Origin of the sequence: Sphingobacterium sp. UBA2610 (assembly GCF_002339225.1) — a bacterium.
Lineage (GTDB): Bacteria > Bacteroidota > Bacteroidia > Sphingobacteriales > Sphingobacteriaceae > Sphingobacterium > Sphingobacterium multivorum.
The window spans coordinates 99,693-124,229 of record NZ_DDKA01000017.1 but is presented as its reverse complement, the minus strand read 5'-3'; the positions used below and the strand labels follow the sequence as shown (position 1 = coordinate 124,229).

At 39.8% G+C, this 24,537-nt stretch carries 26 protein-coding genes; all 26 read right to left on the bottom strand.

Annotated features, from left to right (window positions below; all coding sequences use genetic code 11):
• Window positions 1-32: 32 nt before the first annotated feature.
• A complete protein-coding gene (gene groL, locus B4Z47_RS11550; RefSeq protein WP_070561631.1) occupies window positions 33-1,670 on the bottom strand; it encodes a chaperonin GroEL in 1,638 nt (545 codons plus the stop codon).
• Window positions 1,671-1,833: 163 nt separating this feature from the next.
• Window positions 1,834-2,109 carry a co-chaperone GroES gene (locus B4Z47_RS11545; protein WP_028070710.1) on the bottom strand — a complete coding sequence of 92 codons (276 nt, stop codon included), beginning with the start codon at window positions 2,107-2,109 and terminating at the stop codon, window positions 1,834-1,836.
• A gap of 302 nt (window positions 2,110-2,411) precedes the next feature.
• The gene (secG, locus tag B4Z47_RS11540; RefSeq protein ID WP_070561633.1) at window positions 2,412-2,825 is read right to left on the bottom strand and encodes a preprotein translocase subunit SecG; all 414 of its coding nucleotides are present in this window, start codon (window positions 2,823-2,825) and stop codon (window positions 2,412-2,414) included.
• Between the two features lie 12 nt (window positions 2,826-2,837).
• Entirely contained in the window at window positions 2,838-3,908 is a 1,071-nt protein-coding gene (locus B4Z47_RS11535; RefSeq protein WP_070561635.1) for a hypothetical protein, read from the bottom strand.
• A gap of 13 nt (window positions 3,909-3,921) precedes the next feature.
• On the bottom strand, window positions 3,922-4,437 hold the full coding sequence (locus tag B4Z47_RS11530; protein ID WP_070561637.1) for an LptE family protein: 516 nt from the start codon (window positions 4,435-4,437) through the stop codon (window positions 3,922-3,924).
• A 9-nt stretch (window positions 4,438-4,446) separates the two neighbouring features.
• The gene (locus B4Z47_RS11525; RefSeq protein ID WP_070561639.1) at window positions 4,447-5,721 is read right to left on the bottom strand and encodes a sigma-54 interaction domain-containing protein; all 1,275 of its coding nucleotides are present in this window, start codon (window positions 5,719-5,721) and stop codon (window positions 4,447-4,449) included.
• 36 nt (window positions 5,722-5,757) lie between these two features.
• On the bottom strand, window positions 5,758-7,194 hold the full coding sequence (gene miaB, locus B4Z47_RS11520; protein WP_115046985.1) for a tRNA (N6-isopentenyl adenosine(37)-C2)-methylthiotransferase MiaB: 1,437 nt from the start codon (window positions 7,192-7,194) through the stop codon (window positions 5,758-5,760).
• A 314-nt stretch (window positions 7,195-7,508) separates the two neighbouring features.
• Entirely contained in the window at window positions 7,509-8,198 is a 690-nt protein-coding gene (locus B4Z47_RS11515) for an OmpA family protein (RefSeq protein WP_172462318.1), read from the bottom strand.
• Between the two features lie 211 nt (window positions 8,199-8,409).
• Window positions 8,410-9,162 (bottom strand): hypothetical protein, encoded by a 753-nt coding sequence (locus tag B4Z47_RS11510; RefSeq protein WP_070561645.1) that lies wholly within the window; start codon window positions 9,160-9,162, stop codon window positions 8,410-8,412.
• Window positions 9,163-9,367: 205 nt separating this feature from the next.
• Complete coding sequence (locus B4Z47_RS11505) at window positions 9,368-9,766, bottom strand: hypothetical protein (RefSeq protein ID WP_112373963.1); 399 nt, start codon at window positions 9,764-9,766, stop codon at window positions 9,368-9,370.
• An 11-nt stretch (window positions 9,767-9,777) separates the two neighbouring features.
• A complete protein-coding gene (gene rlmD / locus B4Z47_RS11500) occupies window positions 9,778-11,187 on the bottom strand; it encodes a 23S rRNA (uracil(1939)-C(5))-methyltransferase RlmD (RefSeq protein WP_115049425.1) in 1,410 nt (469 codons plus the stop codon).
• Window positions 11,188-11,611: 424 nt separating this feature from the next.
• Entirely contained in the window at window positions 11,612-12,187 is a 576-nt protein-coding gene (locus B4Z47_RS11495) for a TetR/AcrR family transcriptional regulator (RefSeq protein ID WP_046674798.1), read from the bottom strand.
• Window positions 12,188-12,312: 125 nt separating this feature from the next.
• Window positions 12,313-13,353, bottom strand: a complete 1,041-nt coding sequence (gene pheS / locus B4Z47_RS11490; RefSeq protein WP_046674797.1) for a phenylalanine--tRNA ligase subunit alpha — start codon at window positions 13,351-13,353, stop codon at window positions 12,313-12,315.
• A gap of 236 nt (window positions 13,354-13,589) precedes the next feature.
• Entirely contained in the window at window positions 13,590-14,048 is a 459-nt protein-coding gene (locus B4Z47_RS11485) for a single-stranded DNA-binding protein (protein ID WP_046674796.1), read from the bottom strand.
• A gap of 19 nt (window positions 14,049-14,067) precedes the next feature.
• A complete protein-coding gene (gene mutY / locus B4Z47_RS11480; protein WP_070561649.1) occupies window positions 14,068-15,117 on the bottom strand; it encodes an A/G-specific adenine glycosylase in 1,050 nt (349 codons plus the stop codon).
• Between the two features lie 42 nt (window positions 15,118-15,159).
• Window positions 15,160-15,642 (bottom strand): hypothetical protein, encoded by a 483-nt coding sequence (locus tag B4Z47_RS11475; protein WP_053003768.1) that lies wholly within the window; start codon window positions 15,640-15,642, stop codon window positions 15,160-15,162.
• Window positions 15,635-16,576, bottom strand: coding sequence for an urease accessory protein UreD (locus B4Z47_RS11470; protein ID WP_070561651.1), 942 nt, complete (start codon window positions 16,574-16,576; stop codon window positions 15,635-15,637). The genes B4Z47_RS11475 and B4Z47_RS11470 overlap by 8 nt, the downstream gene beginning before the upstream one ends.
• Before the next feature lie 12 nt (window positions 16,577-16,588).
• Window positions 16,589-17,209, bottom strand: a complete 621-nt coding sequence (gene ureG / locus B4Z47_RS11465; RefSeq protein WP_046674969.1) for an urease accessory protein UreG — start codon at window positions 17,207-17,209, stop codon at window positions 16,589-16,591.
• 16 nt (window positions 17,210-17,225) lie between these two features.
• A complete protein-coding gene (locus B4Z47_RS11460; RefSeq protein ID WP_070561653.1) occupies window positions 17,226-17,912 on the bottom strand; it encodes an urease accessory protein UreF in 687 nt (228 codons plus the stop codon).
• Between the two features lie 23 nt (window positions 17,913-17,935).
• Window positions 17,936-18,430 carry an urease accessory protein UreE gene (locus tag B4Z47_RS11455; RefSeq protein WP_070561655.1) on the bottom strand — a complete coding sequence of 165 codons (495 nt, stop codon included), beginning with the start codon at window positions 18,428-18,430 and terminating at the stop codon, window positions 17,936-17,938.
• Between the two features lie 10 nt (window positions 18,431-18,440).
• Window positions 18,441-20,291, bottom strand: a complete 1,851-nt coding sequence (gene ureC, locus B4Z47_RS11450) for an urease subunit alpha (RefSeq protein WP_115046981.1) — start codon at window positions 20,289-20,291, stop codon at window positions 18,441-18,443.
• A gap of 2 nt (window positions 20,292-20,293) precedes the next feature.
• Window positions 20,294-20,665 (bottom strand): urease subunit beta, encoded by a 372-nt coding sequence (gene ureB, locus B4Z47_RS11445; RefSeq protein WP_070561656.1) that lies wholly within the window; start codon window positions 20,663-20,665, stop codon window positions 20,294-20,296.
• Window positions 20,666-20,680: 15 nt separating this feature from the next.
• Window positions 20,681-20,983, bottom strand: a complete 303-nt coding sequence (gene ureA, locus B4Z47_RS11440) for an urease subunit gamma (RefSeq protein WP_046674789.1) — start codon at window positions 20,981-20,983, stop codon at window positions 20,681-20,683.
• Window positions 20,984-21,020: 37 nt separating this feature from the next.
• The gene (locus B4Z47_RS11435) at window positions 21,021-22,211 is read right to left on the bottom strand and encodes a porin (RefSeq protein ID WP_115046979.1); all 1,191 of its coding nucleotides are present in this window, start codon (window positions 22,209-22,211) and stop codon (window positions 21,021-21,023) included.
• Between the two features lie 157 nt (window positions 22,212-22,368).
• Window positions 22,369-23,751: a sensor histidine kinase gene (locus B4Z47_RS11430; protein WP_115046977.1), complete on the bottom strand. Its 1,383-nt coding sequence runs from the start codon at window positions 23,749-23,751 to the stop codon at window positions 22,369-22,371.
• Window positions 23,741-24,421, bottom strand: coding sequence for a response regulator transcription factor (locus B4Z47_RS11425; RefSeq protein WP_115046975.1), 681 nt, complete (start codon window positions 24,419-24,421; stop codon window positions 23,741-23,743). The genes B4Z47_RS11430 and B4Z47_RS11425 overlap by 11 nt, the downstream gene beginning before the upstream one ends.
• Between the last annotated feature and the right edge of the window lie 116 nt (window positions 24,422-24,537).

Below are 24,537 nucleotides of genomic sequence, written 5' to 3'. Positions count from 1 at the left end.
GCCTTTCTTTTTTATTTAGAAATGGGATGATCTTACATCATTCCACCCATACCGCCACCCATTGGAGGAGCACCAGCACCTACAGGGTTTTCTTCAGCTTCGTCAGCCAATACACACTCTGTAGTTAATAACATTGAAGCAACTGAAGCTGCATTTTCCAATGCTACACGAGATACTTTAGTTGGATCAATTACACCAGCAGCGATTAAGTTTTCGTAACGGTCTGTACGTGCATTGTAACCGAAATCTGCAGTTCCTTCTTTCACTTTTTGAACGATTACTGCGCCTTCGATACCAGCGTTATTACAGATCTGACGTAATGGCTCTTCGATAGCGCGTTTGATGATGTCAATACCGATTTGCTCATCTTCGTTGTCACCTTTAAGGTTTACCAAAGCTTCAGTTGAGCGAATGAAGGCAACACCACCACCAGCGATAATACCTTCTTCAACAGCTGCACGAGTTGCGTGTAAAGCATCATCAACACGGTCTTTTTTCTCTTTCATTTCAACCTCAGTAGTTGCACCGACATATAACACGGCTACACCACCTGACAATTTTGCTAAACGTTCTTGTAGTTTTTCGCGATCGTAGTCAGAAGTTGTTGTTTCGATTTGTGAACGGATTTGAGCAACACGTGCTTTAATATCCTCTACATTACCAGAACCATTGATAATCGTTGTGTTATCTTTGTCAACTTGAACTTTTTCAGCTTGACCTAAGTAAGATAACTCAGCATTTTCTAATTTGAAACCTCTTTCTTCAGAGATAACAGTACCACCAGTTAAGATAGCGATATCTTCTAACATTGCTTTACGACGGTCACCGAAACCTGGAGCTTTAACAGCCGCAACTTTCAACGAACCACGGATTTTATTAACAACTAATGTTGCCAATGCCTCACCATCTAAGTCTTCAGCAATGATTAATAATGGTTTACCAGTTTGAACTTGTTTCTCCAAGATAGGCAACAATTCTTTCATGTTGCTGATTTTCTTGTCGTAGATCAAAATGTATGGATTATCTAATTCCGCTTCCATTTTGTCAGAGTTGGTCACAAAATATGGAGACAAATAACCACGGTCAAATTGCATACCTTCTACAGTTTTTACTTCTGTTTCAGTACCTTTTGCCTCTTCAACAGTGATAACACCGTCGTTACCTACTTTTTCCATTGCTTGAGCAATCAAAGCACCAATTACTTCGTCGTTGTTTGCAGAAATAGTAGCAACTTGTTTAATTTTATTATTGTCTTGACCAACTTCTTGAGATTGAGATTTCAAGTTAGCAACAACAGTTGCAACAGCTTTGTCAATACCACGTTTTAGATCCATTGGATTAGCTCCAGCAGCCACAGATTTGATACCTGGAGCAACGATTGCTTGTGCCAATACAGTAGCAGTAGTCGTACCGTCACCAGCTTGATCTGCTGTTTTAGAAGCTACTTCTTTTACCATTTGTGCACCCATATTTTCTAAAGCGTCTTTCAATTCGATTTCTTTCGCTACCGAAACACCATCTTTAGTAATTACTGGAGCACCAAATTTTTTCTCAATAATTACGTTACGTCCTTTAGGACCCAATGTTACTTTAACTGCATTCGCTAAAGTATCTACACCTTTTTTAAGGGCCTCGCGAGCCTCAACGTTATATTTTACTTGTTTTGCCATTTTTATATGAGTATTTAGTATTTCTAAGAAGTGTAATTCGAGTTTAAATTAAACCGTAAACCGATTTATTTTTTACACGTCCAATTTTACAGCTTCACTAAAATAACCTATTGAATTTTTAATTGAGCCAGTAAGCTCGTTTTAAATAAACTGTTCCTATTAATTAGATAACCGCGTAAATATCAGACTCACGCATAATTAAGTACTCTTTTCCTTCGTAAGTAATTTCAGTACCTGCGTATTTTCCGTATAATACTTTGTCACCAACTTTCACAGTTAACGGTTCGTCAACTTTACCTGTACCTACAGCAACTACTGTACCTTGAGATGGTTTTTCTTTTGCTGTATCGGGGATATACAACCCTGAAGCTGTTTTTTCTTCTGCTGGAGCAGCTTCTACTACTACTCTGTCTCCGATAGGTTTGATACTTAATGCCATAATTAATTTACTTTTTATCTGTTATTGAATTTATTTTAATGTTATAATCGCTATAAACACATCATCTTTTATGCCAATTGTAATTAAGACAGCTTATAAGACAATTTTTCACAGAAAAGTTAATATCTCCATCGACAAAAATTCATTTTGCTGTCACACTGTCATTCCCAGTCTGTCAGTCTTACTTCCGTCGACAGACAGACTAATAAATTTATCGCTACATACCTGTCTTAAACAAAATATCGAACATAAAAAAGCCCCGTCTGTACAAACAAACGGGGCTCATCATTTTTTACTGACAACTATTTCTTAGCTTCTTCTGCTGGTTTTGTTGTCGGTGTAGCCGCTGGAGCCTTTTCTTGCGATTGAGCCGGAGCAGCTTGCCCTTGTCCCGCCGGAGCGCCAACAGGTTGTTGTCCAGTACCCAAGTTCAATGGACCTTGTTGTTTAGGCGCTTCGATTTGACCCCCCAATCCACCTTTAGATGTACTTGGAGACGTACCAATAACATTTACACCTAAGCTAAATACCATAATGGCAATAACCATGATCCAGGTACCTTTTTCCAAAAAGTCACCTGTACGTTTTACTCCCATAAGATTCGTTCCACCTGAAAAACCAGATGACAAACCTCCTCCTTTTGGATTTTGGATTAAAACCAAAAACGCCAAAATAATACTAGCTAATATGATTAGACCGATTAATAATCCTTGCATCTCTTTATGTTATTAATTTAATTTCTTTTCTAATTCTGTTATGCGTGCCGCAAAGTAAGCATTTTTTTCTGGATATTTCAAAACTAATTTTTTGTAAACATCTATTGCTTTTGGATATAAGCCCTGTTCCACATAGATCTTTGCAAGTGTTTCGGTAACAAGTGAATGCTGATCTTCCGAACTTTTTCTAGCTTTATTCTCCAAGTCTAACTTTTCTGCTTGCAGGGGCTGAATCATAGGTTCTTCACGAATAAATTTTTCGATTACCTCGTCTGTTTTACGCGGTATTTGAAAAGAGATTGTCGTTTTAACCTCATCACTTAACTTTGCTTCAGGCGATTGTAAATGAAAGATATTTTCCCGGATCTGTTGATCGAGTAGCTGATTATCCAGCTTCTCATGAATTTTAGCAATATCGTCATTCGAGGGCGTCATTGGGCGTAATGGAGATTTTACATAGGGCTGATAGGTATCAGCATATTCTAATCTCGTCTTATGCAACCACCACAAGAAACTGTAGGGCATGGTATCATCATCATAGACCGAAACACGCTCCTGACCATCATCCATTGTATTGGCAACAGCTTCCGCTACAACAGGTGCTACTAATGCAGGTTCCTCTGAATCGACACTATTTTCTTGCTGCTGATCGTTTGACCGAAAATAATCTTTTGCAACCCCGGCTTGAATCAAACGATCCAATTCATCAACCTCAATCTTGGATAAAACTGGTTCAGCTACCGTTTCACGCTCAGCTTCAATTTCGATAGTCCCATCATCGTCGCGAAGTGCTCCATCCACTGGAATTTCATCTGACGGCATGAATACATCAGGCTCTGTCGTTGGTTTACAATGCATAAATTCATACAACCAACTCGGAGAAGATGCATAGAGCAAAGTAGACGATAAATTCTGAACTGAACTATGCTTGCCAAAAACTTTGCGTTCATAGATAAATCGCAGGCTTTGGGCATAAGGGTATTTTTCAATCAATGCTAAAACAACATCTTCCGCCACAGTGTCGGGATGATTGATTGCTTGAAAAAAAAGCTCGTTATTGGATAATGATATATTAAGATTCATCTTGGAAATAGAATTACCAATTAGCAAACGCTTTATTGTATATATCCTCAGTTAGCATTTGAATAATTTCTTTACCCAAGGTCTCTTCTTGTGCACTCTGAAGATTACCTGCAAACTCTTTAAATCGCGTAAAAGGCTGTTCAAAATCATCCTTCGGATTAATTTTATTATGATAACTAACCTTGATTGTAATCGTCAACCTATTCATCGCTGCACGATCTGTCCCAGCTTCAACAGCTGCAGGACTTATCGAATACTCTGTAATAAATCCCTCAAAGGTAGCATCACCGTCTTGATTCACCTGACTCAATCGAGATTGGTTACGGATACGTTCTTTCAGTGCCTCCGTAAAATTCTGACTTAAGGTTGGATAAACCAAAGGAGCTATATTTTCGAAATATTGAATATTAACTGTTTTCATTCCCTCAGGAATGGATCCACCAGTAAATCCATATTTTACCCCACAACTATTCATTACAAACAAAAAGATTGTGGTGAGAAAAGCATATAAAATTTTTCTTGACAACATCTGTAAACCTTAATCTAAATTTAAGTCTTTAATTTTTCTGTACAAAGTTCTTTCAGAAATCCCCAACTCTTGCGCAGCAGCTTTACGTTTACCTCGGTGCTTTTTCAGCGCTTTTTTAATCAGATCAGACTCTTTATCAACAAGCGATAAAGATTCCTCAACTTCTTGAGCATCCTGCAGGTATTCATCCTGTGCAACAGGACTTTTTAATACGTTTGTTGTATTTGCTGGAGAATGTATGGTGAGCGTTGGGGTTGTATTATAATTTTCTGGTTCTGCTTTCAATTGTGGTTCAATCTCCTGGTATAACTGATTAATGTAAGGGGAATTTTGATCAAATGTGCTCGAATCGACACCTTTCTGAATTAATTCAACCACCAGTTTTTTCAGATCAACCATATCCTTCTTCATATCAAATAAGACCTTATACAGCAAATCTCTTTCGGAGAAATCCTCTTTTCCACCATTATTTGAAGGAACTACCGCTGGCAAACTCGTTCGGGATTCATTGGGCAGATAATTTTGAAGTGTATAGGCATCGACAACGCGTTCTTTCTCCAAAACTGCAATTTGCTCCGCAACATTTTTCAGTTGACGCACGTTTCCGGGCCAGCTATAGTTGCGCAGCATATTTTGTGCATCTTCTGTCAATTGAACCCCAGGTGTACGGTATTTCTCAGAAAAATCTACAATAAACTTGCGAAATAATAAGTTGATATCTTCAGGTCTTTCACGTAATGACGGTACACGCAACGGTACAGTATTCAGACGATAATAAAGATCTTCGCGAAATTTACCTTTTTGTACAGCTTCAAATACATTCACATTTGTCGCAGCAACCACACGTACATTTGTCTTCTGTACCTTGGATGACCCTACCCGTATATACTCACCTGACTCCAATACACGTAATAATCTTGCTTGCGTACCCAAAGGCAACTCACCTACTTCATCCAAAAAGATTGTTCCACCGTCAACGACCTCAAAATATCCCTTTCTGGCTTCATGGGCACCTGTAAAGGAACCCTTTTCGTGACCAAATAACTCAGAGTCAATGGTCCCCTCTGGTATAGCTCCACAATTGACCGCAATAAAAGGGCCATGCTTACGTGAGCTTAATTGATGGATAATATGCGAAAAAACCTCTTTACCACTCCCACTTTCACCTTGTATTAGTACGGAGATATCAGTTGGAGCCACTTGTCGTGCAATATCAATAGCACGATTCAACAAAGGCGAATTACCAATAATTCCAAATCTATTCTTTATATCTTGGTTATCCATAAATTTCCAGTTGGAAATAAAACAATCTAAGTTTTCTTAATCAACAATCTTTCCCAATAATGTCGCAGAGGTACATGACTCGATAAGTACATTCACATAATCGCCTTGTTTAAATCGAGGATCAATTGGAAATACCACCAATGCATTTTGATCATTACGGCCACAGAAATCAAACTCAGATCTTTTCGAAAATCCCTCAACAAGCACTTTACAAACTTTGCCAATAAAATGTTGATAACGGTATAAACTATGATCGCGCTGTTTATTGATCACTTCTGTCAAACGACGTTTTTTAACATCTTCAGGAATATCATCTGCGTATCTTTTTGCCGCCAATGTACCTGGTCTTTCTGAATAAGCAAACATATAGGCGAAATCGTATTTGACATAATCCATCATAGACAATGTTTCTTGATGCTCCTCTTCTGTTTCAGTACAGAAACCTGTAATAACATCTGTGGAAATAGCACAATCCGGAATAATACGACGGATGGCATCGACACGCTCCATATACCATTCACGGTCATAGGTACGGTTCATTAATTCCAATACTCTAGAGTTCCCTGATTGAACTGGCAAGTGAATATAATTACAGATGTTTTCATGCGAAGCGATTGCATATAAAACTTCATCTGTAATATCTTTTGGATGGGAAGTAGAGAAGCGAATACGTAAAAGCGGGCTGATTTCAGCAACCATTGTAAGCAAGCTAGCAAATGTTATGGTTTCACCCGGTTCCTCCCCTTCAGCTACTGGAGCAGTATATTTATACGAATCCACATTTTGTCCCAACAACGTAACCTCCTTATATCCGGCATTGAAAAGATCTTGGGCTTCCTTCACGATAGATTGTGGATCACGACTACGTTCACGTCCACGTGTAAAAGGAACAACACAAAAAGAACACATATTGTCGCAACCGCGCATAATCGAAATAAAAGCTGTCACACCGTTCGAGTTTAAACGGACAGGATTAATATCGGCATACGTTTCCTCCCGAGATAATAAAACGTTTACAGCTTTAGCTCCATCGTCAACTTTATCAATCAAATTTGGTAGATCGCGATAAGCATCTGGCCCCACCACGACATCCACCAACTTTTCTTCTTCTAAAAATTTCGATTTCAAACGCTCCGCCATACAGCCCAGCACACCAACGATCATTCCGGGATTTTTTGCTTTAGCAGCTTCAAATTCCTTTAGACGATTGCGTACCCGCTGTTCTGCATTTTCGCGGATTGAACAGGTATTAATAAAAACCACATCAGCTTCCTGATAATTCTTGGTTGTTTCAAATCCCTTATCCAACAAAATAGAAGCAACAATCTCACTATCCGAAAAATTCATCTGGCAACCGTAACTTTCAATATACAGTTTGCGTCCATTACTTAAAATCGGATCCTGTTCTAATAATAATGCCTCACCCTGACGAGATTCGTCGTGTTCCTTAGTGGTATGTGTTAAATCTAGCATAGCTCGATATTCAATAGAATATAATTTTTATTATTTTCGATGGAATAACTAACGCAAATACTCATCTTTTGCTGATCTGATTTCAAGCCCTTAGTTATTTCAAAGACTACAAAGTTAGAAATTTAAATCCATATAATGACAGTTTGTCAGACAGAAATATGGTTTATACTTTGTCAAATTTTAGGCGTAAATGGGCCGTATAAAAATTCGGACGGCTGTATTCCACAAAAAAAGCGCTGAATTTATCAGCGCTTTTTCTATGATTCGCAATCAAGTCAAACAGACTCCGAAAAGACCAAAGTCCTGAATCAGATTTATTGACCTGCTTGTTGTTTTGCTTCTTTCTTCATTTGATCACCTGCCACAATCACGATTTCAACACGACGATTTTGAGCACGTCCTGCTTCCGTATCGTTACTTGCAATTGGCTCAGAGAAGTTTCTACCTTCAGTTCTAATACGCGAAGACGCTAAGCCTTTAGATACCGCAAATGCACGTACAGAATTTGCGCGGTCCAAAGACACTTTTTCATTCGCAGCCAACGTACCTACATTATCTGTATGTCCGATAACCAGGATTTCAGTACCTTGTTCTTTGTTCAAGGTTGTTACCAAATTTGCGATATTATCTTTAGCTGACGCTTTTAAATCTGATTTATTGAAATCGAATAAAATACCTGAATCAAACTTAACCACGATTCCTTCCGCAGATTGTGTAACTTCCGCGCCTTCAACAGTTTTAGAAATCTCAGCGGCTTGCTTATCCATTTTTTTACCGATCAATACACCTGCAGCACCACCAATGGCAGCACCAGCCAAAGTACCTATTGCCGTATTACCAGCTTTACCTCCGATCAATGCACCCAATGCACCACCGGCAACACCACCGATTACGCCGCCTTTAGTTGTATTATTTGTATTTTGGATGGTAGAACAACTTCCAAATAACATAGCTGAGGTTGCAACTGTCAAACCTAATACAGCCAATTTTCTATTCATTTTCATATGTATGCTATCTAAGACTTTTAATATTCAAATTAAATACCGTTCTACTAAAATCAAACAAAGTGCCAAAAGATATTTTTATCAACTTTTTTGTTACAAAACACGACAAAAGGCCCTTAAAACTTCCGAAAATGACGTTGATACGCTACAAAATTTTAAATCACCTTTTCCGACCTTACAATCAGCTAACAGTAACAAAAGCAAAATGTTTTTATTTTTCTTGAGTCTTTACTTCAATATCAGGTAAAAGAGCCCCTTTAGGCCTTCCCTTGGCATTAAAGTCGTCCATAGACTGCTGTACGTAATGCATTAGATCGTACTGTCCCCAATGCTCAGCAAGATCAAACGATGGACGATAGCGTATCATAAAAGCATCTAATTCTGTACTATCCAGTTTCGTCAGGTTTTTAACAGCCTCCCGAGAAAAAATACGATCAACTTGCAACTCATCCTTCTCCCTATCCATAAAACGCCCAAAGCGTTTGGCGTTCTTGGCTTCCCGTCCAAAAAGATTATAAAGCGCTGTTGCCGGGCTACCCAGATAGGTCCCGAACTTATTTTTACCCCCATTATAAACGCCCTTTTTAGCGTAATTACTCATGGCATCATTTAATTCGGCCTCCTTTGTTTTTCGTTCAACGATGACAGTCTCCAATCGGATCCCTTCTTGCAACTCCACATAAAACTCGTTCAGGTTGGTCAGCACAGTTTTAACCGGCGAATACCCAACTTTTGTAAAAGACAAGGAATCTCCTACCGATGCATCAATCGTAAAAACACCAAAAGAGTTACTCAACGTAGACCTGTGTGTACGCATATTAAGCACCACAGCATCTCCAATGCGATTACCGTTACCTTTTTGCAGCACCATCCCCGAAACCTTCTGCAACTGTTGCGCAGTAGCACCGAAATAGGTGAATAACAGTAAAAAAAGCCCTAATATATGTATCTGTATTATTTTCATCCTAATATTTCTCTTCAATTACCCCAATTGGTTTCAGTGCGATTGTGATTCTCAACAATTTTATTGGGTCAAACATTTATTTCCGCAAGAACAGTTTATAATTTATTTCAATTTATTAATTCCCTGTTACACCTAACCTACTTTGCTAAAAGTAGTAATAGTTTGACACTTGTACTGTTAAAAAAGTTTAAATATTCTTTGTTGATCACTTGTATGGATAAAAAACAAAATTAGCGCCTTCAGCAACGACAACAAATAAGCACATATAGTCTTTCGCAGGTTTATAGTTCTGAATAAAAGAAGCCTTACGATCTTCTTGAATAATATCCATTTCTACAAACTCTTCCAATGTAGAGGCATTTATACTCCATTTCGTTTCCAATTCTTTACGATCCAATATCAGTTCACCAACAGAAACTTCATGCTGATGTGCAACAAAAATAGGATAGTCAGAATAACCTTCTTCAACAATCTCCTGCGCTACCTCACGGATTGATTCACTATAAAAATCGAGATCTACCTGCAAACTCTTCAATGGACTTTGCGCTGTAGACGCTGCATTTTCTTCTCTTGCAGATCCTGCAAATAAATCTTCTACTTCCATATGGTATCCTATTACTTCTTTAACTCCAATAAAACGACATTCTCAACGTGTTGCGTATGCGGAAACATATCTACCGGCTTGATCCGCTTCACCTCATATTTTTCGCCTAACAACACCAAATCGCGGGCCTGTGTAGCAGCATTACAACTGACATATACAATACGCGGCGATTCCATTTCTAACAAACGCGCTACAACGTCAGCGTGCATTCCTGCACGTGGTGGATCGGTAATAACCACATCCGGTTTACCGTGTTCGGCGATAAAGGAAGGGGTCAACACATCTTTCATATCACCGGCGTAAAACTTTGTATTCGTGATATCATTGATCGACGAATTCACTTTAGCGTCCTCAATGGCAGTGGGAACATACTCTACACCCACAACTTCTCTTGCGTTCTTAGCGACAAAGTTTGCAATTGTACCTGCTCCTGTATACAAATCATACACCAGCTCATCCCCCTTTAAATTGGCAAAGTCACGTGTGATTTTATACAGCTCATACGCTTGTGCAGAGTTTGTTTGATAGAACGACTTAGGCCCCACTTTGTAACGCAAGCCCTCCATCTCCTCATAGATAAAGTCACGACCTGCATATACATGAATATCCTGGTCGAAGATTGTATCATTGCGTTTCTGGTTTACGATATATAACAGGGAAGCGACTTGAGGAAACTTTTCTTTAACAAATTCCATCAACAACTCAACCTGTCCTTCTTCAGGATATGCAAACACAACGATCACCATCATCTCCCCGGTAGACGAGATACGGATAATCAAATTGCGCAATACACCGGTGTGTTCACGCAGATCGTAGAACGTCATACCTTGACTAAGCGCAAAATCACGAATGCTGTTGCGAACTTCATTTGACGGATCTTCTTGCAAAAAACAATGATCAATATCTAAAATCTTATCAAAACGCCCTGGCACGTGAAAACCTAGCGCATTCATTTCCAATTGGGACGCATCTTCATCAACTGAAGTCAACCATTTTTTGTTGGAAAATGTATATTCTAATTTATTTCTATAGTATTCCGTTTGCGCAGAGCCCAAGATACTTTCCATCGCTGAAGTATCCACTTTCCCAATACGCGATAGGGCATTATCGACAGATTGTTGCTTGAATTTTAATTGAGCATCATAGGTCATATGCTGCCATTTACATCCACCACACACACCGAAATGTTCACAAAACGGATCTACGCGATAAGATGAAGCCTCTTTTAAACTGGTTACCCGAGCTTCCGCAAAATTCTTTTTCTTGCGCATAAGCTCCACGTCAACAACATCACCGGGAACAGCTTTTTCTACAAACAAAACCAAATCTTCGGTTTTTCCAACACCTCTACCCTCTTCGGCAATATCAATGATGGCAATATCTTTCAAGAACTTTTTCTCTTGCGGAATTCTTCTACTCATAGGGTGCAAAAATACAAATTTATACCGATTTTTCATCTGCATAAATGATTTATAGCCATTGATTATCACTGGCATAAACGAGTACCTGACGGGTATGATAAGTTTCAAGCGAATAAAATACGGGGATCAGATTCGGACATTGTTCGTACCTTATTCGGATGCGATACAGATTGTGTACCAATACTGACCAGATTCTGACCTGACTCTGAACAGGAATTATCTGTTCAGAGTCAGGTCAATAATAGTTGCAAGAGTGTTCATCTCCGAAGGTGGTACGAACACAATACGAATACAACCCGGCAACAGCATGAACGTTGCAGAGCATCATAAAAAAGTGAGCATGCAAAAAAGATAAGATGTAAACCTTTTTCAGGAATGGACATAACGTCGCGAATTAGAAAGGGATGCGCGCGTTATAACAACTTTACTGAACTGTTGCCTGAACAAGATAAGGAAGGATTTCTTTCTGAAACGAAATAAAGTTTTTCCGCACATCGGCATCTGAGACAGCCGTAAAAGCAAAAGAAAACACAATACTTTTACTGGACTTGATCAAAAAGGTTAGCTTCTCTTCGCTAATCGCTTCATTTATCTTTTCATTCTGAATGAATGTACTTAAGAGCAGAAACTCCAAATCTTCAGACAGCGTTTTTAAATATTCTTGGGCGTTTGCAGATTCCCGGATAAATTCCCAGCCGATCAATTCATTGCAAGCCGTATAGGTCAGTCGGCTTACCCGCAATATTGTTGAAGCCAAAAACGAAGCCATATCATCTTCATATTTGGTTGTTTTCAAAATATCCTGCAGACTCGCACGAAGATAATCCATGAGAATGGCATGCAGGATCATTTCTTTACTATCAAAATACTTGTACACTGTCGCCTTCGCAATCTTAGCTTTTTTTGCCAATGTGTTCACACTGGTTTTATGATAGCCATTTTGACGAAAGAGCTCACGTGCTGTTCTTTTTATGGATTCAATAATATAATCTGGTTCCATATACGTTAGATCGTACGAATGTTGAAAGTCATCTACAAAGCCTAAAGACCAAAAAGCATCACATTGTTCTCTTGCCTAGTTATCGTAGAGAATAATGTGATGCCACAATCTTTACAATGAATAATTTATATTAATTCAGTCTCAAATTGAGACAAGAAACGTGTGTCATTTTCTGAGAAAAGACGTAAGTCTTTAATCACATATTTAAGGTTTGTGATACGTTCTATTCCCATACCAAAAGCAAAACCAGAATACTTTTTACTATCGATACCACAGTTATCAAGCACGTTAGGATCGACCATACCGCAACCTAAAATTTCTACCCAGCCAGAGTACTTACACAAGTTACACCCTGCCCCCTTGCAGATTGTACAGGAGATATCCATTTCGGCCGAAGGTTCAGTGAAAGGAAAATAGGACGGACGGAAACGCACTTTGGTACCTTCACCATACATCTCTTGAACAAAATGATATAACGTTTGTTTCAAATCGGCAAAAGAAACATTTTCGTCTACATATAAACCTTCTACCTGATGAAAGAAACAGTGCGCACGGGCTGATATAGCTTCATTTCTATAAACACGTCCAGGCATTATCGCACGAAATGGCGGTTTACCGGCTTCCATTAAACGCACCTGAACCGAAGAGGTGTGCGTTCTCAATGTAATGTCATTACCTTCTTGTTTTTTGATAAAGAAAGTATCTTGCATATCACGCGCAGGATGTTCCGGCGGAAAATTTAGTGCGGAGAAATTATGCCAATCATCTTCAATTTCCGGTCCTTCTGATACAATAAAGCCTAATTTCTTGAAAATTTCAACAATTTCTTTACGAACTAAAGAGATGGGATGTCTAGACCCCAGCTGAAAACCTTGACCAGGCAATGTTAAATCACCCGCTAGTTCCTGGGATTTTTGCTTTTCACCAGACCCGAACTTTTCTTGTGCTTCTTTGAATGTATTTTCTGCTAACTGCTTAAATTCATTCAACACTTTTCCCAAAGTACGCTTCTCTTCAGGCGTAACTGTTTTGAATTCATCAAAAAGATTTTTCACAATCCCTTTGGAAACCAAAAACTTCAATCTGAAATTTTCTACATCGGCTGAAGAAGCTGGCGCAAATGCCTTAATCTCTTCAGTATACTGCGTAATTCTATCTTGCAACATAATTAGAGCAAACATAGCCAAAATTTCCACCAAAAAGAAATTTTGAACTTCGACCGGGCATTAAAAACATCACAACAGAAACAGCATGCTCGCTTGGGAGAAAGGAATCAGATTATACGGCTAAAACGCTGATAAAACAAAAGAGCAGGCTTAGTTGCCTGCTCTTTTGTTTTATAGATGATTTTACAATAGTTATTATACATGTAAAGTTTTTACATAATCTCAAATTCTTCAGCTTAAAATGGTAACGGATTATCCTCCTGATCATTCTCCGTAAAATCGACCTCCACTTCCTTATCTTCGACTTTTTGCGCCTGCGTGTTTGCTGTATTACCAGCACTTACACCAGCATTCGGTTCAAAATCCGATTTACGACCTAAAAGCGTGAAGGTTTCAGCGACAACCTCTGTAGCATATCGTCTAATACCCTCCTTATCCTCATAAGTACGCGTCCGCAGTCGACCTTCAATATAAACTAACTTCCCCTTTGTTAGATATTTTACAGCCACATCAGCCAGACCTCGCCACATTACAATATTGTGCCATTCGGTTTGTTCTACTCTTTTCCCGTCTTTGTTATACGTTTCTGATGTTGCCAATGGAAAACTGGCAACAGAGACATTACCTTCTAAATAGCGAATTTCGGGATCTTTTCCAAGATGTCCCACTAAAATGACTTTGTTAACTCCTGACATAATTTAAAAGCATAAATGGTTAAAAATTTGACCTTTCCAAAAAGGTAAAGATCAACTTGTGTTTAGCTAATTTATCTAAATCTTTTAGAAATACATAATCCCAATTGGATTTTTTTTGAATTAGATCGCCTTTTAACCGCACCTCAAAAAATGTCGCGTAGATATTCTGATGACTCAGGATATGTTTTGTCTGCTGCTGTAAAACATAAAGTTGTGCATCGGGGCCGAAACAGGAAATAAACCACTCATCGCTAAGAACATCCGGAATAGACAAGCTGTAGTTAGACTCCAAAAGCGGAAACTCATATAGGTTCTGCCAAACGTCACTTGCACCGCGTTTGGACATCAGTATCCGATCGTTGTCCTTCAAGATAAAATAATTAAAGTATCTATCTTTACTTGCCTTGGCTTTAAGCTTTACAGGCAACTGCTCTACCTGCCCCTGACTCAGCGCATAACAGGAAGGACGAAACATACAGAATTCACATAAAGGCAGCTTGGGCTTACAATGGGTAGCCCCAAAATCCATAATTGCCTGATTATACAATGCCGGGTGTTTACGATCAAGATTTTCTTTAGCGATAGCTGTAAAAATCTTCTTTCCTTCTGTAGAATTGATAGGTGTTTCTATGCCATAGTATCGCGCTAGTACACGAAACACATTTCCATCCAATACCGCCTGGGCTTCATCGTTCGCAAAAGAAGATATCGCCGCAGCAGTATACTCACCTATTCCAGGAAGCGTAATTAATGTTTGATAATCTACCGGAAAGACACCCTGATACTGATCGCGAACAATTCGGGCAGCCTTATGCATATTCCGCCCTCGAGAATAATAACCCAGACCTTGCCAAAGATGGAGAATATCATCTTCTTCTGCATTCGCAAATTCCACAACATTCTTAAATCGCTCGACAAAACGTACATAATAGGGTAAGCCCTGTTCGACACGAGTCTGTTGCAGAATAATTTCAGAAAGCCATATTTTGTAGGCATCTTTTGTTTCTCGCCATGGCAGATCTCGTTTATGCTGTCGATACCATGCTTGCAATTCCTCGCCAAATTTCATAGCGACAAAAATGCGCAATTTTTCGCTAAAACCAGCATTTCATCATTCGAGGATAGGCCTACGAATGTAGGTAATCTGCTCATCAGGTTCCAAAATCGTATTTTCCAACGTGATAAAGCCCTTGTATTTTTCTTTTAGCGCCTGATAGAGACGTCCGTCATAGGAAACAGCAAATCGCCCATCTGCTTTGAGATAAACTGGCAGATGCCGATTGCCCACGTCGAAGCAGAACTCGCCCACAACTGATAGATTCTGACAATCCAACAATACACAAAGACAAGGTAAAATGTTGACCTGGATAAATAAATCACCGCGATGATAAATACACTGTCCTGAACGCAGTGCGCTGCTATCATCGCGCTGTATGCGCACCAGATTACCCTTTCTTGTTTTTCGCTGGATAACGCGCTTATTTACTTCATAATAGGAAAGATCCAAAATATCTGAATCGCGGCCCAGCTTCAATTGGTCAAAATCAGGGATAACATCAATCCATATCTCCTCGTGCAGGCTCTCCTTATGCATAATTAGTTCCTTCCACCACGACAGCTTCCATCAACTCGGGCTTACTTTTTCGACGGGGTTTGCGCTGTTCAATGACGCTGATTTCCTCGGCCTTCGATTTCTCATCTTCCGCTATCGCTTCAACTGTTGTCTCTTCCTTCTTTTCAGAAAGCTTATGTTGTGTAAAATCCCAACACAATTGGCCCAACATGTGTAAGAAGTCGTACAATAACTCTCCATCAGTACCCAAAGCACGCAGGATAACCACATCTTTTGAAGCCTGTGTAAAACCGTACGAAATATCGTTGTATTCGACAGTTAAGATTTCATCCAATTCATATTTTAATTCTTGCGCAAAAAGAGCCGAGAACACAAAAGTGGCCTGATGGGTGTATCCCTCAAAAAACAACATCTTCTGTATCGGCTGACTTTTGGGCCGCAAAACCTGATTGTCAATAAAAGACAGTTTACCATTTCTAAAAATCTTGGTTTGCGTATGCAGACTATCAAACTCAAATGCCTCTTTCATGTGGATTCTACCCACACTAATAATATCCCCCCACATCAAAACCGCATCTTCAGCCAAGTGAATATGATTGCTTGCCTTGAAAATAGAATCCTTAAACGGCGTTACAGGGTGTGGAATGTAATGAAATAGGCCTCCGGCATCCACATGCACATCCGTATGTTGCTTTGCTCCCGTTTTCATGGGGTGAAGCTTATTGAAGGACTGTGTAAAAAGCTTCAATTGTGCATCTTTTTTCACACGAACATCAATATGCAAATAATCCGTATCCATAATACCAGGCGATGCACTCATGATGATCATTTCCAAATGGTTGGTCAATCCTGCCGCGCCATAATGCGTTAGTTTATAAGGTGCATTATGATAACTCTCCTTCAATCTGCTTCTGCCGTCCTCTTTGGCAACATTTAATACGATTTTGCTATCCATATACGATAAAATTTAGCCTACAGGCTCCAACAAAGCATACTTTTTGATCCATGATTTTACATCTTCCAAACCTTCTAAAGTCATTAAGTTTGTAAAAATAAATGGTCGTTCACCGCGCATGCGGATGGTGTCCTGACGCATCACTTCCAAGTCCGCATTTACATAAGGGGCAAGGTCTATTTTATTGATCAACAACAGATCCGAGCGCGTAATACCTGGCCCGCCTTTACGTGGCATTTTTTCGCCTTCAGCAACATCAAGAACGAATATGGTCAAATCGGCTAGATCCGGACTAAACGTGGCTGTCAGATTATCACCCCCACTTTCAACAAATATCAGTTCCACATCCTCAAAACGATGCGCTAATTCTTCTACAGCTTCAATATTCATCGAAGCATCTTCACGGATTGCCGTATGCGGGCAACCTCCTGTTTCAACACCAATAATACGTTCAGCGGGCAGTGCCGAATTCTGCTGTAGATACATCGCGTCCTCACGCGTATAAATATCATTCGTTACAACACAAATACTATAATCTGCCGACATCGAACGTGTCAACCGTTCAATAAGTGCCGTCTTGCCAGAGCCCACAGGACCAGCAACACCAATTTTCACGTAATTTCTCTTAGACATCTTTATTTCAATTTTTTTACGAAATGTAAATTCTCGTGTATAATTTTTCATGTTGCATGCATCGAATATCCTGAGCGATACAACAATTTCCAATCAGATCCTCATCCAGTTCGGGCTGCAATCCGACCAATTTATTAATCAAGGGCTGTAGTTTAAACAAAATCTGCTGTGCATCCATTTGGCTAATGGGAACCAGTTTGGCACAATTCGTCATAATACCATTCAAAGAATTATAATAAAAAGCGCTCAGTGCGTCTGCATAACTAATTTCCTGTGCGTGGGCAAACATGGCAAATGCCATTGCATAGTGACCATGCAGTTCTTGCGCATTGATAGCCTTTAGATAAGCCGAACAACGCTTGACCGGTTTTAACTTTTCTGTTAATTTCAAAAACCGTATTCCCAATTTTTTACTGGCATCCCGAATCTCATAAGGGGCTTTGAAAGCAGTAATTAATGCATCCAGTTCAGCGATCTTTTTCTTGGTTGCTCTTGATTCACACAATTGCCAGGCCTTATGAAAAAAAGCGGCATCGTTGTAATAGAAGCTATGCTCCAATAAAGTCTGTGCATATTCTTTTGCTGTTTTAGCATCATGTACAATCTCTTTATTGATATAGGTTTCCAAGCCATAGGAATGTGTGAAGCCTCCAATCGGAAATACAGAGTCGTTAATCTGCATTAATGTCAACAATGGATTCATATGTAATCGTTATTAATTAAGTATTAAAGCCCCTTGGCCAAGGTAATTTTATGCTGAACTACAGCATACTGATGTATGCGTAAAGTATGGGTTCTTTCAATCACCCGTAACTCTTTCGTCGGTGTAAAACCGGCCCTTTCTAAGGTTTCCCAGAGGGGGTTTTCATACGCTGCAATAATTTCATGCGCAGCGTTTATGAAAACAGGGATATGTTTATTGCCAATCTCGAGACATATCCGAGCCATATCCAAGAGGTTTTTGGGGCGTACGACAAGGCAAGGACAGGGCAATATTCGAACAGCGATACGCAGGTCCTTTGTTTCAAACAAAATATCACCGTCGAACAAGGATTCCGTTCCTAAATTTTTAAAGCCTATTTCGCGGCCTGCAACAGTGAACCCCCGGATAATACGTCTTTCCGTATCGAACCATTCGAGTTCTAAAAAATCAAGTTCAACGCCGTCCTGATCGGTGCCATCGGTCCAAATATTCCCCTTAATGTCTCTTGCTAACAACATAAATAACCAATTAGAATAAGAAGTACCGTTGGGCCATTGGAAGTTCCTTCAACGGTTCACAGGTTGCCAACACACCATCTACTGTTACTTCGTATGTTTCTGGATTAACGACGATATTTGGTGTAGCATGATTATGTACCATATCTTTTTTCATCACCGTACGACATCCCTCCACAGGCAGACATTTACGCGATAAATTCAATTTTTGAATATTTCCGTTCTCCAACGAAATTTTCGAAACGAAATTGAAGCATAGTTTTGAAACTGCTTTACCGTAATTTCCAAACATTGGCCTATAAATAATTGGCTGTGGTGTCGGAATTGACGCATTGGCGTCCCCCATTTTAGCGCCCAAAATCATACCGCCTTTGATGATCAACTCGGGCTTTACACCAAATAATTCCGGTTTCCAAAGGATCAAATCGGCATACTTTCCTTTTTCAATCGAACCGATATATTGATCAATACCATGTGCTTTAGCAGGGTTGATTGTAAATTTAGATACATAACGTTTGACACGGAAGTTATCATTTTCTTTGCCTTTATCTTCAGCTAAAGGGCCGCGTTGGATTTTCATCTTATGGGCCGTTTGGAATGTACGGGAAATAACCTCTCCCACACGTCCCATCGCTTGGCTATCCGAACTCATAATGGAGAATACACCCATGTCTTGCAAAATATCTTCGGCAGCGATGGTCTGAGGACGTATACGTGAATCAGCAAATGCCACATCTTCCTTCACATTTTTATCCAAGTGATGGCAGACCATCAACATGTCCAAATGTTCTTCAGCAGTATTTACCGTAAAAGGTTTTGTTGGATTGGTAGATGCAGGGAGGATATTGGGATACATGGCGATCTTAATAATATCCGGAGCGTGTCCACCGCCAGCTCCTTCCGTGTGGAAAGTATGGATTACACGACCATCTATGGCGGCAACAGTATCTTCCAGGAAACCGGCTTCATTCAACGTGTCGGTATGGATTGCGACTTGTACATCGTATTTATCAGCAACTTTCAATGCCGCATCAATTGATGCCGGAGTAGCCCCCCAATCTTCATGGATTTTGACGCCCAGTGCTCCAGCTTCAATTTGTTCTTCGATAGGTTTAGTGGTCGATACGTTACCTTTTCCGAAAAAGCCAACATTGATAGGAAGGTTTTCAAAAGCTTCAAACATACGCTCGATATACCACTTTCCTGAAGTCACTGTCGTGGCCAGTGTTCCGTCGGCTGGTCCCGCACCGCCACCAATGAACGTGGTTACTCCAGAATATAGGGCTGTTTCAATCTGTTGCGGCGAGATAAAGTGAATGTGCGTATCAATACCGCCGGCAGTTAGTATATAGCCTGCTCCCCCATGTACTTCCGTAGACGCACCGATGATCATGCCCTCGGTTACACCATCCTGTACATCTGGGTTTCCAGCTTTACCAATACCGACAATTTTACCATCCTTAATTCCGATATCACCTTTTACGATACCCCAGTGGTCGATGATAATGACATTAGTGATGCAAAAATCCAATACCCCCTCATCACGCAAGGCACGGGCAGATTGTCCCATACCGTCACGAATGGTTTTACCACCGCCAAACTTGTTCTCTTCTCCGTAAACATTGAAATCTTTTTCAATTTCAATGAAAAGCTCTGTATCTGCCAGACGAACCTTATCTCCAGTGGTGGGTCCAAAAAGAGCAGCATATTTGTCTCTTGGGATATAAAGTTCCCCATCAACATATTTTACAGATGATTTATCTAAACCTAGTTTATCTAAACCAAGCGCATGTAGACCAACAGTAGTACCCAACGTGGTGAGTCCTACGACTTTAATCCATTCGCGTCTATTCCATCCTCCCATAGTTACTTCGATTGTCTGAATTTTAATTTTTTCATTTTATCAATGGCTTTGCTTTTCACCGATTGATCTGTATACTTACCATTTGTCAATCCATTAAAACCGTGGATTTCCTTACTTCCTCCAAATTCAACCAGAACAACTGATTTTTGTTCCCCTGGTTCAAAACGAACAGCGGTACTGGCTGGAATATTCAAGCGCATCCCAAACGCTTTCTCTCTGTCGAAGGAAAGCAACTTGTTGGCTTCAAAGAAATGATAGTGTGAACCCACCTGAATAGGTCGGTCACCTTCATTTTTCACAACAATGCTTGTGGTTCTGTGCCCAACATTAGCTTTGATTTCCTCTTTTTTTAAAATGTATTCTCCTGGAATCATATCATTCAATATTTATTAACGAATAGGATCATGGACAGTCACCAATTTAGTACCGTCCGGAAAAGTAACTTCGATCTGAACATCATGGATCATTTCGGGCACTCCTTCCATGACTTGGCTCCTTTTCAATAAAGTAGTACCATAAGACATTAAGTCCGCCACAGACCTTCCGTCCCTAGCTTCCTCCATGATCTGGGCACTGATGTAAGCGATACACTCTGGATAATTTAATTTTACCCCGCGTTTCAATCGCTTAGCCGCCAATTCGCCGGCCAAATGCAACAGCAGCTTTTCTGTTTCTCTCGGTGTTAAACGCATAAAAAAATAGTTATTTGTTAATTTGTTAAAGGAATTATTATAAAACTGGAATGGTAAAATATGCCCCAAAGGCTAAGCGGTTGTACTGACTCTTGGCCATATCCATATAGCCCTTATAGTTTACGGTGTTACCGACGTAACCTAGATAGAACCGAAGATCCTGGTTATGAAACGGCTTATGTTGCAAAGCCGCAAAATAGGTCCAGTTTTGGCGAAAATTCTTGCCGAGTTGCTTATCATCCCGCGATCCCGCAATCTCATAGCCACCTTTCAACGCCAGCTCCCATTTTTTACTCAAAAATTGATCATAGCGCAGTATGGCAGAGCTGTAGTTTACATCTTTGGCCAATACACGGTTCTCGCCAGTTCGACCATAAAATTCGTTGATCGCGGAAGATGCAATCATTGCATGATCGACAGCAAGATAAGAGTACTGTAAATCAAGATATAGCATCTGCTTTGCTGTTTTGAATTTATTCGCTAATGAAATGGCATGATTGGTATGTCCCTTTGCGAACTGAGCGATGTTGTAAGACCATTTCGTATTAAAACGTTTGTCCATAAATGCACCCACCCATGTGAAATAGGCTCCCATAGGCACAGTAGAGCGTTCCAAATCACCTACAGCAAAACCATTTTTTGTATGAAGCTCCATAAAACTATCATTGGTTGTGTTGTAAACTTGGGCATGCAACGAATGATTCGGGTTGACTTCATAGGATAACATTCCTCCGACGACGAAGAGATTCAATATACGGTCTACATAGTCTGTGAACTTATATTCGTAAATTGGGTTATTTTCGAACTCATAACTCCCGACCATTGCACTTTGTTTACCGGCCGTAACAGACCATTTGAGATCCTTGCCAAACTTGTACTTAATATAAGCCATATCCAAGGCACGCGATCCATTATCCTGACTCGTTGGAGCAAATGACCTATTGAGGCGAAAACGTACTTTATAGGATAATCGATCATTGTATTCCCCGCTCATCAGAATACGGGCGTCATCAAGGTTTGCTTTTGCTTGAGAAGCACCCTCGCCATTGTCCGTTTGCAGACCTGCTCTTAACAGGACATCCAATTGAAATGATTTTGCTCTCGCGGGTTCTTTCAGTAGCAAGCTGCTTCTCTGTGCCTGAACAGAGTCCGTTTGGACCTGCTCCTGCGCATGCAATGATGCTACGCCAATCCCAAGTGTTGTAAAAAGTAAACGTGTTTTTTTCATCCTTATAGTGTATTCCTCTAGGGTAAAGAAGCCATCCCGCGGTTTCAAAACAGAATTCGATTCAAAACAACAAGATAGATCCATGCTTTATACTTATCTCCGGTACAAGTATATCACAGCCACCTAAAAATGGAATAAGGATGAGATTAAAATGAAATTAGAAAGGAGTTTTTGGGATTGTAACAACGACCAAAGTGCCTTGACCTTCCGTTGAATGGAGGAGCAATTCAGCACCATGGAGGTCAAAGATATTTTTGGCTAAAACAAGCCCCAAACCATTGCCATAGATATCACCGACATTAGAAGCGCGGTAAAAAGAGGTAAAAATATGTGGCTGGTCTTTTTTAGGAATACCGATCCCTTGATCAAACACTTTTATCGTAATATTTTTGCTATCGCTACTTATTGCTACGCCAACCTGCAGTCCATTGCCGTACTTAAATGCGTTTGAAATAATATTGCTAAAGGCAATAAAAAACAGATCCGGATTCGCCAAAACCGTAAGTTCATCACTATCTTCCGGGATTTCCGTTAGATCAAAAGAAAGCTTGAGGTCCTTATGAATACTTTTTTCAGCTTTATAAATTTCATAGAGTAACTCGTCAACTCGAATATTTTCTTTATTGTCCACCTCCCCCTTGAAACCCATGCGAGATAGCTGCAAAAGATTATTGATAATCAACTCCATTTTATCCGCATATTTTGCGATAGTCTCCAGGGAATAATAGGCTTCATGCTCTTTCGACAAGAGCTGTTGCGCCAATTCGGCTTCTCCCCCAATAATTGTAAGTGGGGTTTTTAGCGAATGTGAGGCATTTCCGATAAAACTCTGTTGCGATTGAACCGAAATATCCAATCGGTTAAGCATTGAATTTAAGTTCGCAATCAAAACACCCAATTCATCTTTGCTATTACTGAATTTACTGAACAGGCGATGGTCTAAATGGGCGATATCAACTTTATCTAAATCATTGTTGATATCTTTAATAGGTTTCAATAATCGGTCAGCAAAGTAAAAAGACATGAGTACGATTAAAAAAATCGCCAAAATCCCACCTGTGATCAGTGTCTGATCCAATTGACGCTGTTCCTCATGACCGTAATCATCGATCCCTTCCGATACAACAATCAAATTCTCGTGGTGAAGATGATCTTGAAAGAATACCGCTACAAAAGCAGTCTTACCATGCATGTATCTTCCCTTTCCATGGCGAATTACGTCGGTATAGAATGTTTCGGGCATGGGCAACTCAGGCCGCATTTGAACACGATCACTTCCTTTAACAACACGAATAAGATGGTCTGTTCCCTCAGATAACTGTTTCAGGTATTTACGTTTTACCTGAATATAGAGCGCTCTATTTTCATCCTTCTGATGGACGATGTGATCTCCAACAATCACGGCATTCTCTTCTAGCCGATGAAAAAATTTAGTTTGCAGACTGTCGTACGTGAAATAAGACACATAAATGGCAAAAACAACAAGCAGCAGGGTACTGATGATCGAAAATAGAAGAACTATTTTGGTCCTAATTTTCATGACGGATTACATAGCCCATACCAATCACTGTATGGATAAGTTTACGCGAAAATTGTTTATCGATCTTTTTCCGCAGGTAATTCACATATACGTCAACAACATTGGTACTTAAGTCAACATCCATACCCCATACTTCCTCCAGGATATCGATCCGGCTCAATACCTTATTTCGATTGAGCATTAAGAATTCAAGTAGACGAAATTCAGTAGCGGTAAGAATAATAGGAGAATTGGCACGTTGAACCGATTTGCTGTCTCTATCCAATTGAAGATCGTCAAATACCAATATATTTTTCTGCTCGGTCACTGTTTTGGATTTGCGGCTGTAGCGGCTGATTCGAGCCTTTAATTCCTCTAAACGGAAGGGCTTCGTCAAGTAATCATCCGCATCCCTGTCAAATGCCTCGACGATGTCCTCCGTTTGATTTAATGCCGTCAAGATAATAATAGGGACTTCGTTGTTTGACATCCGAATGTTTTTACAGACATCCAAACCATTCATACCAGGCAACATTACATCCAACAGGATGAGGTCATAATGATTCAATCCCGCCATTTTTAGACCAGTATAACCGTCCATAGCAATACTAATATGATAGCCTTCTTCTTTTAAGCCTCTTTCGATCAATGATATGACAGATGGTTCGTCCTCAATTAGTAATAGTTCCACAGGTATCTCTTTTAAACAGTAAAAAATTCGAGGTTTGTAAAATACAAAATTAACATGTCACCTTTTCTCAAAAAGCTACATTCTTAAATTATTTTCGCTTTTTCTTGACGATTATA